Consider the following 14,406-nt stretch of genomic DNA (forward strand, 5'->3'; position numbering starts at 1 on the left):
CCAGGAGAGGGTGAGGTTGGCGATGGCTTCTTCGGGGGTCTTGGGTTCGGCGAAGGCCAGGCCGCCGATCCAGGGGTTGCCGCTGCTGGCTTCGACGATGTTGCCGTCGGCGGCGAGTTTGGCCTTGCCTTTGTTCTTGAGGGTGGTTTCCAGGAAGGCCATGGGGTACAGGACGGCCGGGTCCTTGACGGTGGGGACGATTTCGATGACGCGCCCCATTTCCTTGACTTGCTTGTAGGTGATGGGGTCGAGCAGGTCTTTGACGGCGTCGACGTTGGCCGCGGTCAGCTTGTCGCCGGTCTTGATCTTGCCCTTGGTATACATGTCCACCGAGGTCAATTCATCCGGATAAGCCTTGCTCATGTCGCCGCTGGCGATCATCGGCCACAACGGCGCCAGTACGCCCGCTCCTGCGCCCAGTGCCGCCTTCTGCAGTAAAGCCCGGCGTCCGTAGTCCACATCGTATTTGCGTATGCGCATCACTCTTCTCCTCAGGGCACGTCAGGACACAAGCGCCGGCAGGGCCCGCGAGGGCGCTGCGCAGACGTCGTGCATGTCTTGGAAAGGCATCGTTGTAATAACCGCGGGACTCACTTGGCCCCCGCCGGGGTACCGTCGAAATCGTCGCCGGCGGTGAACTGGGACAGGTCGACGCCCTCGCCCACGAACAGATCCTTGCGGGCGACGAAGTTCGGCTTGACCAGCCATACCAGCAGCGGCAGCGCCACCAGCGCCAGCACCATGTTGATCAACATGGTCAACACCAGCAGCAGGCCCATGTCGGCCATGAACTTCAGACCGGACAGGTAGTACCAGGGCAGAATGCTGATGAGCATGATGGTGGCGGTGAACATGATCGCCTTGCCGGTGGTGGTCAGCGAGGCGACGATGGTGCGGCCCCAGTCGTGATCCTGCGCGTGGTATTCCTCGCAGATGCGCGACAGCAGGTAGATGCCGTAGTCGATGCCGACGCCGACACCGATCGCCGCCACCAGCAGCGAGTTGATATCCAGGCCGATGTGCATCAGATGCATCGAAGCCTGGATGATGAAGTTGGCCAGGTTCACCGGGATCAGCAGGATGAAGCCGGCGACGAAGGAGCGGTAGGCCAGGCTGCAACCGAGCAGGATGACGAGGTTCAGACAGCCGATGATGGTCCAGTGGTACTCGTGCACCACGTTGTTCATCGCCTGCTGCAGCGCGATGGTGCCGGTGCCCAGGCGCACGCGGAACTTGTCGTGGTCGATGCCGACCGCCTCGACCGCGACCTTGGCCGCTTTCAGCGCCGCGTCCACCGTCTCCTGCTTGTTGTCCTTGTACCAGAACGAAACGGTGGAATTCTCCTGGTCGAAGTCGATGACGTGGGAGAAGGACTTGGAACTGGTACCCATGGTCACCGCGGTGGCGGCGGCATTGGTGGCGGTGTTGTCCGGATCCAGCGGCAGCCATTTCGGATTGCCGCCGGCGAACAGGCGGTTGCCTTCCATCAGATAGTCGGCGAAGGACAGTGTGGCGCGCGGCGGCGCCGTGCCCTGCTCCATCAGCCCTTGAAGTCGCAGCATGGTGATGACGGTGTCCGACTGGCGCGCGACACGCTGCGGATCGTTCTGGTCCTTGGCTTCCAGCACCACTTCGAGCGTATTGACGCCGGGAAAATGGCTGTTGATCTCGCGAACCGCCTGGTTGAACTCCGAGTTCGGCCACAGCAGGTTGCTGCCTTCCACCGGGTTGCCGATCTTGATCTGCAAGGCGGTGTAGACGGCGAATACAGTGATCACGGCAACGACCACGGTGGTGACATTGGCGACCTTGCCGTAGGACAGCCTGGCGATGCCGCGCAGCAACCCGCTGAAAGCGCGGTGGAACCCGGTGGTGGCACCCTTGCCGATCAGACGATCGACATTGTTCGGCGCCGGCAGCGAGGCCAGCAGCAGCGAGATCAGGATCACGCCGGTGGGAATCAGCCAGATCGCCCAGAAGCCGCAGAACAGGGCGAAGCGCTGCATCGCCGGGATCGGCGCGATGGCGATGAGGAAGATGCCGACGATATCGGTGAAGATGCCCAGCACCGACGGCGCCATCATCACGCCCATGGTGATCTCGGCCGCCTTCACCCGATCCTTCACGTGCGAGTAGATCTCGTAATAGCGCTCGGTGAACTGCACGCAGTGCGAGAAAGAGCGCGCTATCAGCAGCAACGGCACCACCATCAGCAGCGGCTCGATCGGCGACTTGAGCCAGCCGACGAAGCCGAAACCCCAGATCGCCGCCACCAGGCTGGTGACGATGGGCGTGACGATGCCGACGATGTTGCGCATGTACAGGCCCAGGGCGAGCACCAGGGCGCCCAGGGTGACCGCGAAGATCATGTAGGTCTGTGTTTCGTACTCGTAGACCCACCCGGTCAGGGCCGGCTGGCCGGCCATGTAAACCTCATGGTCGGCATCGCCGTACTTCTGCACCAGGCCGTGCACGAATTTGAAGGCCTCGCCATAGTCCAGGCGCTGCTCGATGAAAGTGGCGTTGATCAGCGTGGACGTGGCGTCGCCGGAGATCAGGAAGGCCCGCGCGTTGGGAGCCTTGTCGACACGGCGACGGAAATCGGCGATATCCTCGGGCGTGGCCGGCACGTGGTCTTCCATCAGCGGCCGCATGTCGATGCCTTCCGGCGTGGCCTCGGCGTAGCGGGCCTTCTCGGTGGCGATGGACAGGATCTGGTCGTGGTCGACGCCCGGCGCGAGGTCGATGTCGCGGGTGATCTGCCAGACCTTGGCGAGGGTCTCGGCGTTGTAGATGTCGCCGCTCTTGTGCTTGACCATCAGGGTGATGGTGAGCGGGTTGCCGAAGTTGGGATGATCCTTGAACACCTGCACGAAGGGGTCATCCTTCGGCAGCAGGTCGGAGAAGATGGTTTTCAGCTCGACATTGCGCAGCCCCGCGGCGAAGAAGGCCGTGATGGCAACGAAGACCAGGGTCATCAGGCCGCGATGCGCCATGACCCATGCGGCGATACGGAAGCGCAGTGAATGCATTTCAGGCACCACGCCCGACGGAGACGGCGGAAGCTTCATTGAAGGCCACAAACGTTTCCACGGGCATCTCCTTTACCGGCTTATGGACGTACCCCGCCTGCCCGCAAGGGCGGCGAAGCGGTCTGAATGGGGGAAGCGGTCAAGCGCGGCATGCCCACCGGGGCAATGGCCGTAAAAGCAGGCAGCACTTGCTTGCGGCAGGTATGCCGAAGCGGTGGGCATGATGGTCTCCTCCATCCTCGCCTTGAGTTGATGTAGTCACGCCCTGGAAAAGGTGCGTGCTGGTTTTTTTCAAGACTAGGGAAGCGGCGGATTGAAGCCACTACCCGCAAGGGTAGTTTTGAGGTAGTGCTTGCAGCTTTTGCCTATCCGACGTTCGATCACGCACATGGCAATCCCCTCGCAGTACAGCAGTCATGGCCTGCGCCAGCCGTACCGTACAGGTCAGCGTGACGCGGCTGTTTTCTGATTTTTACCCCGGGCGGCCGGATGGCCGCCCCTACCTAAAGGAAGGTCTTTGCCGGCACGGCGTCATCCTGCGCCGGCTCGGCATCGAGCAGACCCAGTGCCCGCGCCTTGGCCAGGGCGCCCGAGCGGCTGCGCGCGGCGAGCTTGCCGTAGATGTTGTGCAGATGCCATTTCAGGGTGCCCACGGAAATGAACTGGGCTGCCGCGATTTCCTTGTTGCTGAGTCCGGAATCGAGCTGGCGCAGGATCTTCAGCTCGCGCCGCGTCAACCTCTCCAGCGGCCCCATGTCGCACTGCAGCATGGGCAGCGGCGCGGTCGAGGCGCCATTGCCGGACGGCGCCCGGCGATGGCGCCCTGCGAGATCCTCCGCTTCCGCCAGGGTGACGAACACGCTCATGCCGGCCTGGGTGCGCAGGTTCACCGCTTGGCCCGCGCGCCGGTTCAGGGTGCGCAGATCGGCGCTGAGCAGCTCGCCGAGGCAGCGGCCCAGGGCCTGTTGCTGCTGCACGCCGAGCAGACGAGCGCCGAAGGTATTCAGCCCGAGGATCTCCCCCGCTTCGCCCAGGGCGATCAGGCCCTCGAACGGCGTGCCGACGCAACCCGGGTGCGGGTGCAGGCGCAATATGTGCGGGCTGCGCAGTTCGCGCAGCAGCAGCCGTTCGATGCGCGTCACCGAGCTTTGCACCAGTTCCATCAGGCCCGGCACCAGCGGCCGTGTTTCACAGGAGACGTCGAGCACGCCGATCAGCTCGCCGCCGGGCCGGAAGATCGGCGCGGCGAGGCAATCCATGTGGCGCAGGCCGCGGAAGAAATGCTCGTCGCGCCGCACCAGCACCGCTTGCCGCTCGACCAGGGCGGTGCCGGCGGCGTTGGTGCCGAAATACAGCTCGGTGCAATCGACGCCACTGCGCGCATGCTGCAACACCGGGCCGCGCGCCGCCGCTTCCCCCACCGCCGACACGATGCGGCCCTGGTCGTCGATCAGGATCACCACGTGTTCGGTATCCGCCACCGCCTGCGCCAGGGTGCGCAACTCCTCCGCGGCCACGCTGGCCAGCAGCAGGTCGCGCTGCAGCAGGTGCCGGACCGCGTGACGCGACACCGGATTGGGCTGCGGATCGGCGCCGCTGTCGAGCCCCATGCCCTGGCAGCGCTGCCAGGAATCGACGATGTGCAGGGAGGTGGCGCCGGCCTGGGCCACTGGCATGCCCTGCGTAAGCGCCATGGCCTGCAAGGGATCGGCGATGCGCTGGATCATGGTAGCCCGCGCCGGCTCAGTGGACGATGCCCAGTTGCCGCGCGGCGCTGATCGCCTGCAGGCGATTGGCCACCGCCAGCTTGGAATAGATGTTTTTCAGATGGAATTTCACCGTATTCTCGGAGACGAAGATGCGGCCGGCCATTTCCTTGTTGGATACGCCGTTGGCCAGGAAAACCAGGATCTCCTTCTCGCGGTCGGTCAGCGCCTCCAATGGCTGCACCGCCATCACCGGGGCGCGGCTCAGGTCGGTACCGGAGGCCTGCAGGATCTGCTCGACAAAGGTGCGGTCCGCGCCGAACTGGGCCTCCCGGCCGCTGGTGCCTTCCATGATGGTCTGGTACTCCTCGCGCAGCAGGTGCAGGATGCCCTCGCCTTCGTCGATGAAGCTGCGGATGAACTGTCCCGGCTGCGCCAGTTGCAGGGCCTTGCGCAGGCTGCGGTGCGCTGCGTTGTGCGCGCCCTTCTTTTCCTGCAGCAGGGCATCGAACAGGTGCAGCTTGATCTGCCGGTTGACGCGCTCGCGCTGCTGCGCCATCTCGCGGCCGAGGATCCCGGCCGCCGTATCGGTATCCATGGTGTGGATGGCCAGGCGGATGTGGCCGAAGGACTCGCCCTCCAGATCCTCGGAAAACAGCCGCCAGCTTTCGGAGAACGGCTCTACCGCCGGCGGAATGTGCGCGGCCAGCGCCTGCGCCCGGTCGACCGCGCCGGACACCAGCCAGCGCCGCACCCGCTCCCACTGCACCAGCCGCACCAGGCGCTCCCAGCCATTGGCATGGCCGATGCTCTCCGCCTCGTCCAGCACTTCCATGGCCTTGGCCGGACGCCCGCGCGCATCATGGGTGCGCGCCATCGGCAGATAGGCCACGGCGAGGAAATCGAGCAGCACCGCATCGGCGATGACCTCGCGGTACTGCGCGAACAGCGCCTCGACCAGGTCCAGCTCGTTGGCCTCGTACAGCGCCCAGATATAGCAGGAGACCAGCGCGGCGGAAGCGAACGAGCCATCCAGATGCATGCGCTGCTCGGCCATGCCTTGGCGGAAATTCTCCAGCGCCGCGTCGAGCTGCCCCTGCATCATCAGGGTCACGCCGGTCAGGCCCACGGTATAGCCGCCGCTGAAACTGGCGTCGCCGCGATCGCTGTAAGCCCGCGCCAGCGCGAAATGCTGACGCGCCCGCTCCACCTCGCCCATGGCCAGGTCGCGGTAACCCACCAGGTTGGCGCCGGCGCCCAACTCGAAGGCGGCGAAGCCGGAAGGCTCCCAGCCCTCGATACGCACGCGCTCGATGATGTTGAAGGCGTCGGGCACCTTGTCGGCGCTGACCGCCGCCATCGACAGCACCACGTCCGGGTTGGTGGTCTTCTCCAACTCGCCGGAACCGGCGATGCGCTGCAGCAATTGCAGCATGGGCCGCAGCTTCTGGTGGCGCCGCAGGAAAACCAGGGCGTACGCCACCTTGATGGCAAGGTCCGGACGTTTCGCCACTTCCTCGAACGGCAGCTGGTCGTACCAATGCTCGATGGTGATCAGGTGGCCACCGGCGCTGAGGCGGGAGGCCCAGATGTTCATCGTATCGGTGGCGCACACGAAATCGCGGCAGGCGACGAAATGATGCACGGCCTCTTCGTACAGGCCATGCGCCAGATGCCAGTCGGCGGCGCGGCGGTGCACTTCCAGCGCCGCCTCGGCCGACTGCGCCCGCTGCTGCTCCGCCAGGAAAGAGGAAAACAAGGCGTGGTACTTGAACCAGTGCAGGTCCGAATCGAGCGCGCGCAGGAACAGGCCGGAGCGCTCCAGTTGCTGCAGCATCTCCTGCGAGTCGGTCCAGCCGGTGACCAGGTCGCACAACGGCGCGCTGAGCCGGTTGAGCAGCGACGTGCGCAGCAGGAATTCCTGCACCCGCGGCGGCTGCAGGCTCAGCACGTTCTCGACCAGGTATTCCGCCAGTTCGCGCGGGCGGTAGCTGTCCAGATCGCCCAGGGACTTGCGCACCTGCGGGCTGACCAGGGTCAGCCGGAACAGCTGCAGCGCGGCAGGCCAGCCTTCGGTGCGTGAATAGATCGCCGCCAGTTCCTCACGGCTCACCGCCAGGTCATGCGAGGCGGCAAAGAACTGCTCCACCTCGGCCGGCGAGAAACGCAGGTCGTCGGCGCGCAGGATCAGTGCCTGGTTGCTGATCACCAGCCGCGCCAGGCCGACTTCCGGCACCGAGCGCGAGCCGATGAAGATGCGCACGTTCGCCGGCACCCGCTCCAGCAGGCCGCGGAAGAAGCTGAGGATGGACTTGTCGCGCAGGGTCTGGAATTCGTCGAAGAAGATGGCGACGGGTTTGCCCAGGCGGAACAGGCAGTCGATCATCCAGTCGGAACGGCGGCGGCGGCCCAGCTCGCTGTTCTCGTCGTCGCCGGAAGCGGCTTCGCCCGCGGCACCGCCGAGCAGGGCGGCAACCAGTGCATGCATATGGATGGAGAAGCGGCGGGCATCGTTGTCCGCTTCGTCGAAGCTGAGCCAGCCGGTGAGGAAGCCACGGGCCTCGAATTCGCTCTTCAACTGTTGCAAAGCCGTCGATTTGCCATGGCCGGCCGGCCCCTGCAGCAGCACCGTGCGGCTGCAATCGTCGCTGAATATGCGCTCCAGGATCGCCGTGCGGCGGATCGCCCCGGCATGCCGGGTCGGCGCGAACAGCTTGTGGGCATAGACTTCCGCCTGTGCCCTGATGCCACCACCGGCGCCTTTGCTGACGCTCATTCGGTCTGCTCTCCTCGTGTTTTTTATTTATAGACGGGTGCCGTGCGGATGTCCATGCACGGATCCGCCGGCATCCTCGCTGCACTGCAACACGCCAACCCGGACCTGCCGTTGCACTTGCCTCGACGAATCCGGCCGGGACTGTTCGGCGGATTCTTCGCCAGAGCAGGGTGTCAGTCAAACGCGGCGCGGCCTATGGCCGCAGAGACCGTCACCGCGGACAATCAATCCTGCAGCAGTCTTTGCGTCCCGCTCCAGCGCGCGCCCGGCGCCAGTTTGACCGGTATACCAACCGCCGCGGCTTCCACGCAAAGAAAATTGCGATAGCCCCCCTGATCCAGATCGGAGAGCGCCGCGCCGCGCTCGGCCCCCGGGTTCCACACCACCGCATCGGGAAAGCCGGCGGATTCGATGTGCAGGCGCCCCGGCGCACCGCTCAGTTCAAGCCGTGCGGGCGCGCTGAAGTAGATGCGATCCACCTCGCCTTCGATACGCAACTGTTCCGCCGATTCGACCGCCGCGACACCGCCTTGCGCGGTGTCGCGATAGTGCAGACCCTGCAGGCCATGCAGGCGCACTTCACCGATTTCCGCCACGCGCAGGTAGGTGTGCAGGGCGGCGGTGAAGGAAATTTCACTTTCCCCCGTGTTTTCGACGCTGAGCATCGTCTCCAGCGCCGCACCACCGAGGGTGACGCGCAATTCAGCTTTGAAGGGATGCGGCCAGATGGCACGCGTGGTGTCGTCGTCGTCCAGTCCGAATACCGCGGTGGCGGACCCTTGCCCCGCCTGTGACGCCGTGACCAGGCGCCACGACAAGCCACGGGCGAATCCATGCTTGGGCAAAGGCCCTTCACCAGCGAACTGCGGAAAGATCACCGGCACGCCGCCGCGGATCGCCGCGCCGGGCTTGAACTGCGCTTTGCGGCTCAGATAAAGCTGTTCACTGCCGCCGGCCGGAACCCACGAAGTAATGTGCGCGCCGTGCTGATAAATCTCCGCGCGGGCGCCGTCGGCCGCCGTCAACAGCAGGCGTTGCAGTCCGCCTTCACCGGGAGTGAGTCGCATATTCGAACTTGTGGCTGGTCAGGAGCTCCACCCTAACCCAGCGGGTACGACAAATCACCCAATTCCACAACATCTCACATCGGCAAGCCTGTTCCGGGGAAGCCGCCGCTCAATTGGTCCGGGGTTGCAGACGCTGCAGGCTGGACAAATTTGAAGCCACTGAAGGAGGAACGGTGCATCCCGCGCTTGCCACGCAGAACATCGGATACAAACCATCCGAGGTGAGGACGAATTTATAGCGACTACCCGTGGGAGCAGGGGTTTTTACAAGTTCACACACGGTCAATTTATCGATGCGGCTGCCAACCGTGTTATCGGTCTGGCAACTGAGCACGTTGTGGTCGATGGCCTGCTGCGCATCCGCCACGGACAGTATCGGCTTGTCGCTGGAAAGCAGATCCTCGTCGGTCAGCCGTGAGTAGTCGGGGGCTGCGCCCGCATTCAGCACAATCCCGAAAAGCGCGATCGGAAGAAAAAGGGAGATTGATTTATTCATGGCTGTTACCGCTGATTTCCGGTTGGACTTCATGTTTTACCGATACACCCCTTACCCGGGAAAAACAAGTCGGCTGACCGGAACGCCTTGAAATCCGGAAGGCTTTGCCTGCCTGCCCATCCCGCATCTTCCTTACACGCATGTCATGCACTGTATGTGTGCGGGCTTTCAATAAGGGCACATCGATTTTTCGGCGTCCCTGCCTCAATAATAAAAAGGTGAGCCAGTTACCCGGCCCACCTTTTCAGCCTCTCCGCTGCCGCCGGAGCGCGTGCAAAGCGGAAAGGGCCATGCACTCGGCACTTACGTCCTCACTAGGGCCTGTGAACGCTAATTTGATCGCTGCGTTGCAGTCCAAAATCGAGCCAAGCAAGGCGGAGCCCTTGGCCATGGTGAATCCATGGCCAAGGGCGACAACGCCGCATGGCTCGATTTTGGGCGCAACCCTCCGGGACGGCCTCTGGAGGCGCCCATCGCGGCATCGTTCGTCGCTCATGTACTTCGAGTACATCACGCTCCTCTCTCCTTGCGCTGGACGCCTCCAGAGGCCGTCGCAGCGATCAAATTAGCGTTCACAGGCCCTAGTTCGAATCCGTGCTGGAACTGGCGATCCAATGCGCCTTGAGCTCGCCGTTGAACTCGCTCGAACGCTCTTCCGGAAAGAAGATGCGGGCGGACTCGAATTCCACGCGCCGCTTCGTCCCGGGGATCGCCTGCTCCAGCCAGCGGGACCACTTCAGGTCGAAGTAGATATCGTCCGTGCCCCAGGCGATGAGCGTGGGCGCCCGCACCTGTCCCAGCTGCTTTTCGATGTCGACGGTGTGGCGGCAATCGAAAGCGTTGACGAAGCGTTCGATGTCGCGCAGGCGTTGTGCCGAGCGGGTGAACGGCCGCAGGTAGGTCTCGATGGTGTCGTCGCTGACGGCTTCCGGCCGCTCGTAGGCCGGCCCCAGGGCCTGCGGCGAACGGTAGACGGACTTGTCGGCCAGCATGGCGCTGAGCGTGTCCGGCAGGCCGCCGGCGGCGACCATCGCGACAAAGGGCTTGAACGGCTCGGGCGGCCAATTGTCGTGGGTGTCGCAGTTGGTCAGCGCCAGGCTGCGGATGCGCCCCGGGTACAGCGCCGCGAAAATCTGGCAGATGCCGCCGCCGCTGTCGTTGCCGACGAGGTCCACCTGCTCGATCTTCAGCGCATCGAGGAACTGGGCCAGCATGTGGGCGTTGGCGGTCACGGAAACATCCTGGTCGGCGGAAATTTCCGTGGCGCCGTGCGCCAGCAGGTCGACGGCGATGCAGCGCCTGAGCCCGCCGAGCTGCGCCAGCTGGTGCCGCCACAGGTAGCCGTTGAGCAGCACGCCATGCACGAACAGTGCTACCGGGCCGCTGCCGTGCTCGACGTAGCTGATGTTCCCCGAAGGGGTCGCCACCGTGCGCCGGTTCGCGAAAAAGTCCGCGCCGTTCATGAGGGCTTCTTCGCGTTGGCTTCCTGCAATTTCTGCGCGCATTCCTCGCAGCAGACTTCGACGACGCGCGTGTCGATGGTGACCTTGATGGCGTTCGCGTCGAGCGGGTAATCGCAAACCGCGCAGGTTTTTTCAATCATGACTACATCTCCTTTGGATGCCCGCCGATCGGGCATGCATAGAAGACCATCCGGCGCCTGCGGCCGCTGTCGAAATCTTTAGCGATTTTACGGAGCCCGCATTGCAGGCGCCGGACTAGGCGCGTCGGGCGGATTGCTTGAACGCAGTCGGTGAACGGCCATAGGCCTGCCGGAAAGCGGCGGTGAAGTGGCTGTGGCTGGAAAAGCCCAGTTCCGCGGCCAGGGCGGACAGGTCTTCGTAGCGCGCCACCAGGTCCAGGGCCCGCGCCAGGCGCAGCCGCAGATGATAGCGATAGAGAGGTATGCCCTCGACTTGCTGGAACACCTGCGTCAGGTAGACCGGCGAGCCGCCGATCTCCGCGGCGATTTCCGCCAGGGTCCAGCGCCGCGACAGATCGCCGGCCAGCAATACCTTGACCCGGTCGGCCAGGCGGCGGCGTGCGTGGGTTGCGCCGGACTCGTGCGAAGTGCGCGGCCCCAGGCTGCGGCAGACCAGGGTCAGCAGCAGGCCCTCGGCTTCCAGCGGTTCGATGGTGCCGTTTTCCAGGCTGTGCCGCAGCAGGGCGACCAGGGCTTGCGCACGCGGGTCGATGCGCAGATGCTGGCGGCGGAAGCCGAGCGCGCCCCGGTCGTTCAACAAAGATTTCGGTGCCAGTTCACGCAGCAGCGGTTCCGACAGGCCCAGCGACAGGCAGGCATCGCCGCCCGCTACCGGATGGCTGACCTGGTAGCCCTCGCCGGCATTGAAGAACAGCACGTGGTTGGCATCCGCCACGGCCTGCTCGCTGCCGACATGGCGCAGGTAAATGCCGCGATAGGGAAACACCAGCTGCGTGGCCGAGGTGCATTCTTCCGCGCTGCGATGGCGGCAGGCGCCGTCGCAATGGACGGTGCGCACCGCGACGGTGCCTGTATCCAGCAGGTGGCTGACTTCGAACTCGGGCATGGCGGATGAACCGGCGGACTGCGCTTCCTTGTGGCTGGGCCGAATTCATTATGCGCCCTATGGCGGCGTCAATAAAAAGGGCGGGACGGCCTGCGCCGCCCCGCCCTGTGCAACGGTTTCCGCTGTCGCGGAAGGTGTCCTAGTGGCGGAAGCCCTTCACCTTCACCTTGAACTCCATCGACGGGCCCGGCGTGGGCGCGGTCTTGGTTTGCAGGACGTAATCCGGCGGGTCCAGTTCCAGGTCGAGGCGGTAGAACAGGCGCGCCATGGAGATGGCCATCTGCACCTCGGCCAGGCTCTTGCCCAGGCAGGTGTGGGGGCCGCGGCCGTAGGGCGAGTAGGCGCCGGACTGCATGTGTTCGGAGCGCGGCTTCTCGTAGCGGTCGATGTCGAATTTTTCCGGGTTGGGATAAAACTCTTCCATGAAATGCGGCACGCTGGTGCCGATGTAGAGCATTTCGCCGCCCTTGATCTTGTGGCCGGCGAAGGTGAAGTCCTTGGTGGCGGTGCGCATCTGCGCCACGGCGATCGGGTACAGGCGCATGGTCTCCATGATGGCGCCGTGCACCGAGGGGATCTTCTTCAGGTCTTCTTCCTCGATGCGGCCGTTGGCGAACAGGGCGTCCACTTCCTTGTGGATGCGCGCCAGCACCTCGGGATGCTTGAGCACGGCATAGACGAAGCAGGAGATGGTGTTGGCCACGGTGTCCAGGCCGGCCACGTAGGGGCCGGTGAGACTCAATACCAGGTCGCTGGCCGGCATCACGCGCGGGTTGCTGAGATGCGCGTCCATGATGTCGTCGATGAGGTTCTTCTCCTCCTCCTTCTTGGTGCCCTTCTTGGCGTAGTAGTCGGCGATCATCTTCTCGCCGAGTTCGAACACGCGCGCCTTGGCCTTCTTGTACTTGGGGTTCATAAGCAGGAATTTCGGCCGCTGCCGCGTCACCAGCACATTGAGGATGTAGAGGATGGTGGTGCGGATGTCCTGCACGTATTCCAGCGGCGCCGTGCCGGTGAGGATGGAGCCGAGCTGGTCGGTGACCATGTACTGCATGGCCTGCAGCACCGGGGCCGGCTGGCCCACCTTCCAGTCGCGCTCGATGGAGCGGTCGGTGATGGAGATCAGCTCGTTGTAGCGGCCCTTGATGGATTCCTTGGAGTAGCCGCGGCGCATGATGTCGCGCAGCTCCTTGTGGGCTTCGCCGTCTTCACCGGTGAGGGTGCGGGTGGCGCCGTACTCGCCCACCAGGCCCTGCCAGAATTCCTTCGAGCGCAGGCACTCCTTGCCTTCGCGCGTGCCGAGGAAGTTGGCGGCTTCCACGCCGGCGATGACGGTGTAGGTCTTGCTCAGGATCTTGACCCGGAACACCGGCCCGTATTCGCGGTAGCAGTCCAGGAAAAACCGCGCCGGGTCCTTGGCCATGCCCAGCACGCTGCCGATCAGGGGGTAGCCGCGTACCAGCGGGGTTTCGATGACCGGAGCCGTTTCCGCAATGCCCATTGATTTACCCTATTCCGATTGCTTGTAAAGTCGAAAAAATGAGGCGGCGCCGGGACGCCGCGGGAATGGCCCAAGTCTCGGAATTTCCGGTACCCGCCGCCTCGTCCTTACGGGTGAACTTTATATCGCATATCCGGCGCCGGCGTGCCCGAAAATGTGGCAAATCCAGGCCCATCGGATCAAGCGCACGAATGCGTGCGGGTTTTTCAAAAAATAGTGACTGACGATCTCGGACTGGCATTCACCGGCCCTTGCCATTCTACTGTACGTTTGTATAGTATTTGGGCATGCTTGCCACCACCACCAGCACTGTCTCCCCCGCCGCACCGGCGCTGCGTGGCAGCGTGGACGTGGACGCCATTGCCGGCGTCTGGCGCGGCCTGGGCCGCAGCCGGCCGGATTCCGAATCCACCGGCATCGCGCCGCTGGACCAGGCACTGCTCGGCGGCTGGCCGGTCGGGGCGCTGAGCCAGATCGTCAGCCGCGAATCCGGCCTTGGCTTTTCCCTGGTGGTGCCCCTGCTGGCGCGGCTGACCCGGGCCGGGCGCCATGTGGCGCTGATCGCCCCACCCTACATTCCTTATGCTCCGGCGCTGCGCGATGCCGGCGTCGATCTGCACAAGCTGTTGTGGATCGCACCGAAAGATCGCGTCGACGCGCTGTGGGCCACCGAGCAGATGCTGCGTTCCGGTCTTCATGGCGCGGTTGCCTTGTGGAGCCCCGCGCTCGAAGCCCCCATCGAGCGCCGCCTGCAACTCGCGGCCGAGACCGGGCGCAGCATCGGCATCGTCGCCCACGCCGGCGCTTACGGTGCGCACTCCATCGCCGCCGTGCGCCTGCAGGTGACGCCCATGCCGGCCGCGCTGTCGGTGGAGATCGTGCGCTGCCGCGGCGCGCGGCCGGGACAGCGGGTGGAATGCCCGTTTCCCTTGCGACGAGCTGCTTAGAGCCTGTAACAGAATGAATCGCACCTGCGTTGCAGTCCAAAATCGCGTCAGGCAAGGCGGAGGCCTCAGCCATGGTGATTCCATGGCTGGGGCTGACAACGCAGTCTGGCGCGATTTTGGGCGCAACCCTTCGGGACGGGGCCATTTTTGCGCAGTGCTGCGCCGGCCAGAGCGCACCATGGAATCACCATGCCGCACTCTGTCCGACTTGCACTGCGCAAAAATGACCGCCGTCGCAGGCGCGATTCATTCTGTTACAGGCTCTTAGGGCCAGGGCGTGAACCGTGCTCTGGCTCTGCATCCATCTGCCGGCCTTGCCGCTGGAGGCCCTG

Annotated in this window: 11 protein-coding genes; 1 reads left to right on the forward strand and 10 read right to left on the reverse strand. The window is 64.4% G+C overall.

What is annotated here, in order from left to right; translation table 11 throughout:
* From BP26_RS0121845 to BP26_RS0121895, 10 genes are all read right to left on the reverse strand, one after another.
* On the reverse strand, nucleotides 1–480 hold a 480-nt coding region (locus BP26_RS0121845), incomplete at its 3' end, for a DUF1329 domain-containing protein (protein ID WP_029922685.1).
* Between the two features lie 110 nt (nucleotides 481–590).
* A complete protein-coding gene (locus BP26_RS0121850) occupies nucleotides 591–3,032 on the reverse strand; it encodes an efflux RND transporter permease subunit (protein WP_029922686.1) in 2,442 nt (813 codons plus the stop codon).
* 503 nt (nucleotides 3,033–3,535) lie between these two features.
* Nucleotides 3,536–4,759, reverse strand: coding sequence for a LuxR C-terminal-related transcriptional regulator (locus tag BP26_RS27940; RefSeq protein ID WP_051749283.1), 1,224 nt, complete (start codon nucleotides 4,757–4,759; stop codon nucleotides 3,536–3,538).
* A gap of 16 nt (nucleotides 4,760–4,775) precedes the next feature.
* Nucleotides 4,776–7,514: a winged helix-turn-helix domain-containing protein gene (locus BP26_RS0121860; RefSeq protein WP_029922688.1), complete on the reverse strand. Its 2,739-nt coding sequence runs from the start codon at nucleotides 7,512–7,514 to the stop codon at nucleotides 4,776–4,778.
* Nucleotides 7,515–7,738: 224 nt separating this feature from the next.
* Nucleotides 7,739–8,581 (reverse strand): D-hexose-6-phosphate mutarotase, encoded by an 843-nt coding sequence (locus BP26_RS0121865; RefSeq protein ID WP_036517635.1) that lies wholly within the window; start codon nucleotides 8,579–8,581, stop codon nucleotides 7,739–7,741.
* A 109-nt stretch (nucleotides 8,582–8,690) separates the two neighbouring features.
* Nucleotides 8,691–9,077 (reverse strand): hypothetical protein, encoded by a 387-nt coding sequence (locus BP26_RS0121870; protein ID WP_029922690.1) that lies wholly within the window; start codon nucleotides 9,075–9,077, stop codon nucleotides 8,691–8,693.
* 581 nt (nucleotides 9,078–9,658) lie between these two features.
* The gene (locus tag BP26_RS0121880; protein ID WP_029922692.1) at nucleotides 9,659–10,540 is read right to left on the reverse strand and encodes an alpha/beta fold hydrolase; all 882 of its coding nucleotides are present in this window, start codon (nucleotides 10,538–10,540) and stop codon (nucleotides 9,659–9,661) included.
* Nucleotides 10,537–10,680, reverse strand: a complete 144-nt coding sequence (locus tag BP26_RS30190) for a hypothetical protein (protein ID WP_169740763.1) — start codon at nucleotides 10,678–10,680, stop codon at nucleotides 10,537–10,539. The genes BP26_RS0121880 and BP26_RS30190 overlap by 4 nt, the downstream gene beginning before the upstream one ends.
* Before the next feature lie 115 nt (nucleotides 10,681–10,795).
* Nucleotides 10,796–11,626 (reverse strand): helix-turn-helix transcriptional regulator, encoded by an 831-nt coding sequence (locus BP26_RS0121890; protein ID WP_029922693.1) that lies wholly within the window; start codon nucleotides 11,624–11,626, stop codon nucleotides 10,796–10,798.
* Between the two features lie 139 nt (nucleotides 11,627–11,765).
* Nucleotides 11,766–13,127 (reverse strand): cytochrome P450, encoded by a 1,362-nt coding sequence (locus tag BP26_RS0121895; protein ID WP_036517637.1) that lies wholly within the window; start codon nucleotides 13,125–13,127, stop codon nucleotides 11,766–11,768.
* A gap of 287 nt (nucleotides 13,128–13,414) precedes the next feature.
* Here BP26_RS0121895 and imuA point away from each other — a divergent pair, with 287 nt between their 5' ends.
* Nucleotides 13,415–14,074 carry a translesion DNA synthesis-associated protein ImuA gene (gene imuA / locus BP26_RS0121900; RefSeq protein WP_051749284.1) on the forward strand — a complete coding sequence of 220 codons (660 nt, stop codon included), beginning with the start codon at nucleotides 13,415–13,417 and terminating at the stop codon, nucleotides 14,072–14,074.
* The last annotated feature ends 332 nt before the right edge of the window (nucleotides 14,075–14,406 follow it).

Origin of the sequence: Nevskia soli DSM 19509 (assembly GCF_000711955.1) — a bacterium.
GTDB classification, from domain to species: Bacteria; Pseudomonadota; Gammaproteobacteria; order Nevskiales; family Nevskiaceae; genus Nevskia; species Nevskia soli.

Excerpts from the sequence above, each read along its gene's own strand:
- BP26_RS0121850 (WP_029922686.1), bottom strand. The coding sequence starts at position 3,032 with ATGCATTCACTGCGCTTCCGTATCGCCGCATGGGTCATGGCGCATCGC.
- BP26_RS30190 (WP_169740763.1), bottom strand. The coding sequence starts at position 10,680 with ATGATTGAAAAAACCTGCGCGGTTTGCGATTACCCGCTCGACGCGAAC.
- BP26_RS0121890 (WP_029922693.1), bottom strand. The coding sequence starts at position 11,626 with ATGCCCGAGTTCGAAGTCAGCCACCTGCTGGATACAGGCACCGTCGCG.
- imuA (WP_051749284.1), top strand. The coding sequence starts at position 13,415 with ATGCTTGCCACCACCACCAGCACTGTCTCCCCCGCCGCACCGGCGCTG.
- BP26_RS27940 (WP_051749283.1), bottom strand. The coding sequence starts at position 4,759 with ATGATCCAGCGCATCGCCGATCCCTTGCAGGCCATGGCGCTTACGCAG.
- BP26_RS0121860 (WP_029922688.1), bottom strand. The coding sequence starts at position 7,514 with ATGAGCGTCAGCAAAGGCGCCGGTGGTGGCATCAGGGCACAGGCGGAA.
- BP26_RS0121895 (WP_036517637.1), bottom strand. The coding sequence starts at position 13,127 with ATGGGCATTGCGGAAACGGCTCCGGTCATCGAAACCCCGCTGGTACGC.
- BP26_RS0121870 (WP_029922690.1), bottom strand. The coding sequence starts at position 9,077 with ATGAATAAATCAATCTCCCTTTTTCTTCCGATCGCGCTTTTCGGGATT.
- BP26_RS0121865 (WP_036517635.1), bottom strand. The coding sequence starts at position 8,581 with ATGCGACTCACTCCCGGTGAAGGCGGACTGCAACGCCTGCTGTTGACG.
- BP26_RS0121880 (WP_029922692.1), bottom strand. The coding sequence starts at position 10,540 with ATGAACGGCGCGGACTTTTTCGCGAACCGGCGCACGGTGGCGACCCCT.